Raw genomic sequence first — 2,573 nt, 5'->3', positions numbered from 1 at the left:
TTCTCCCTTCATGGTGATGTAAGTTATCAACAAAAGCTTCAGAAAACTGGTATAAGTGGTGCAAGCTTTTCAGGTGGCATGCGCTATCAGTTTTAAATCAAGGCTGTAAAAATAGCCTATTCATTCTATTCAATTTAACAAAAAAGGCAGCCACAATATGCTGCCTTTTCGCTTTATATAAATCCTAATAACACTACACTATCCCTCCTTAAGAGAGCCCTTGCTTTTTCTACTGCCTGTAAAATCAACATCCACGCGCAACGCCCATGTTTAAAACAAAGCTTGAGACGCATCAGTGCTGTATTAGCAGCTCCAGCTTTTGTATGACAGATGGGAGCGAGGATATTGCGTATTTCTGTTTGTGTAATCTCTGAAATAGGCAGACAGCCTAATTTGGGGAGAATATGGAGTTTTAAAGGTGAAAACCAGTTTCCATCTTTACCATCATTTTTTAATTCAGCTTTACGACTTTCAAAAGCATCTAAGGCAATGTCTTTTAAGTAATGGAGATTACGCATTGCCTCACGTTTTCGTTTCTCACGTTCTTTAATGGGGGCACGCCCCTCACGTAAAACAGCACGCCACCCAGTTGCCAATTCACGAGCTTGTTTTAAAGAGACATCTCTCAAAGCACCCAAGTCCATTTAGCGACAGCGCCCATGAATGGTATAACGGTAAAGCCATTGAGCACCCCCATCTTTACGTTTGTGAAGGAGCAATCCGGCACCATCATTATATTTTCCAGCTCGTGGGTGTTGCTAAAGCCCTTAGCTCTTGAGACGATTCATAAGAGCCATTTTTGTCCTTTCTTATACATTTTTTACCCACACGCCAGCCCCGCTTGTGGTGTGCAAGAGAATGGTTTTTCTTGATTTAAGACAAACAGGTTTAAAATGAGAGAATCTTACGTTATTCAGAACTCTAACTCAATGAAATCAACGATAAATTATCATTATAAATCAGCATATTATACCATTTTTATTAAGATAAAAGATAAGGTATTTTTATCTAGAATATGTCACAAAGTATGCTGCCTTTTCGTACATGAAATCGATTTTTTCCTGAAGTGTTTTCTTTTCTACTTAAATACGCTTTTCCTCCTCTTCACACGGATTGCGCAGCTATTCATCATCGAATTTGCCCATAAAGCTAAGCAAAGTGTATTTTTAGATAATATAAAGATAACAGCATTAAGAATAAATCTTAAAAAATAGAAGATTTCTTGCTTTTTCACTTATGGAAGTACAACAACTCTACCGTTTGATTATGCTCCTCTTTGAAGATAGATATGGTGCTAATATGCGCCATAGAGCTATCCAAGCAAAGATGATATTAGAAAAATGAAAAGTTAACCACTGCACATTTGAAATAGATAGGAACCTACAGCCACTCTCATTCACTCCAAAGGATATAGAAAATGCAAAAAAAGCATACCGGATAAATCATCAATTATAGCTACAACATAACAGAGCATAATAGTGTTTTCATATGGCTACACTCTTCCCTTATGATATCTGGCCAGCAAATATCTCTAAAACTTCTATAAAAAAATACTATTAAAGTTATGCTGTAAAAATGTTAATTGCCTCAACAATCATTTGTCAAAAATTTGCAAAAAATCATCAGAGAACTAACCTTTTGAAGCACAAACATAATTTGTGTACTAAGGAATTGATTTTTAACGCCTTTTAACATATTGATAATCTTAAAATTAAATCAGACAGCCTTCCCAGTTAATCCGGATAAGTAGGTATCTAACAAAAACTATTGTTAGAAGCGTAGAAGATCATACCCCATCCTTATATGAGAAAGTGAACTTCCTTAAAAAACTTTGATATTGATGATACTAAACAGATTGGTATTCATTTTTATCTTAATCCGATAGATTCTGCCGTTAAAGGTGCGTTTAGCACAATACACAATTATTTCACAATTTAACTCTCTATATTGATGTAAACTATCAAAAAAAATTTTAAAAGAAGTGTAGCCGAGACAAGTTTTTCTGATAGAATACGTTACCAATTTTAATATAAAATTATAAAAAAATAAGCATATTAATCCGTTTACTATTAACAAAAAAACGGACTGTATTTTTTTGTTATTTACAACCTATTATAGCAATAAAATAATTTCTTTCTTTACGATGTGTTGTCGCTATCTATAAAGATTTCTTTACACTTCCATTGCTTGTTCTTCTAAACAAACAGTTTTGAGAAAATTAATGCATGAAAAGAAAATCTAACAACAAGCGCTTTATCTTTCATATACAAAAATGCTCAAGAAAGCTAATTTTTTCATTTATAAAATGAAATCACTCAATAAAGTTCTTTTTGTATAAATAAAAGATGTTTTAAATTGAATATTCAAAATATTGATTTATAATCATAATTTAGCGTTATTCATATTGAATTAAAATCTTGAATATCGTAAATTTCTCTCATTTAAAATCTGTTCCATGTTGAACTAATCAAAATCATTCACTTGCACGTTACAAGTAGGGCTGGCGTGTGGAGAAAAGTTATATAAGAAAAGCCTGAGAAGTCCTCTCATGAACTGTCTCAAGAACCAAGGGC

At 33.3% G+C, this 2,573-nt stretch carries 1 pseudogene; it reads right to left on the bottom strand.

From position 1 onward, the window contains the following. Window positions 1–209 precede the first annotated feature (209 nt). Window positions 210–797 (bottom strand): annotated as a pseudogene (locus ACFIL8_RS09100) (integrase arm-type DNA-binding domain-containing protein); the annotation flags it as partial. Between the last annotated feature and the right edge of the window lie 1,776 nt (window positions 798–2,573).

Origin of the sequence: Bartonella sp. AP57NXGY (assembly GCF_042195805.1) — a bacterium.
Lineage (GTDB): Bacteria > Pseudomonadota > Alphaproteobacteria > Rhizobiales > Rhizobiaceae > Bartonella.
Note: the sequence above shows the minus strand (reverse complement) of the source record. Positions and strands in the feature narration are given on the sequence as shown.